The following is a 613-nucleotide window of genomic DNA, read 5'->3' as shown; positions in this document are numbered from 1 at the left end:
CAGAAGCAGTTGAACACCTGGGTCAGTTTTCAGTCGGCAGAACAGCCGTTAATGGGTCAGTTTTCGGTCAGCGGCAACAGACAAATGCCGATCAACGCGCAGCAGCTGCTGCAGATCCTCCCGAACGCCCGCCAAGTCGCGGGCGTTTTTGTGCCCGCGCTGAATACAGCCATGGGCAAGTACCAGATCGTTACCCCGGCGCGCATCGCGGCATTCATTGCACAGGTCGGGCATGAGTCTGCCCAACTGACGGTTCTGGTAGAGAACCTGAACTACAGCGCCGATGCGTTGCGCAAGACATGGCCCAGCCGCTTTAGCGAATCACTGGCCGCCGAGTACGCCCGCAAGCCAGAACAGATCGCCAACATCACCTATGCCTCTCGGATGGGCAACGGCGCGCCTGCCAGCGGTGATGGTTGGAAGTACCGGGGCAGGGGGCTGATTCAGATCACCGGCAAGGACAACTACCGCAAATGCGGCGATGCGCTGGCGCTGGATCTGATCAACTCGCCGGAACTGCTCGAGCAGCCTCAGCACGCCGCGATGTCTGCCGCCTGGTTCTGGTCGGTCAACGGACTGAACTCGCTGGCGGATACCGGAGACCTTCAGGGGA

The 613-nt window shown here is 60.7% G+C and carries 1 protein-coding gene; it reads left to right on the top strand.

Annotated features, from left to right (window positions below):
* Positions 1–84: 84 nt before the first annotated feature.
* The coding region (locus CE491_RS05595; RefSeq protein ID WP_110947430.1) for a glycoside hydrolase family 19 protein at positions 85–613 on the top strand (529 nt) is incomplete at its 3' end.

The organism is Pseudomonas bohemica (genome assembly GCF_002934685.1).
GTDB lineage: Bacteria > Pseudomonadota > Gammaproteobacteria > Pseudomonadales > Pseudomonadaceae > Aquipseudomonas > Aquipseudomonas bohemica.
This window is presented reverse-complemented; position numbering and strand designations above follow the sequence as displayed.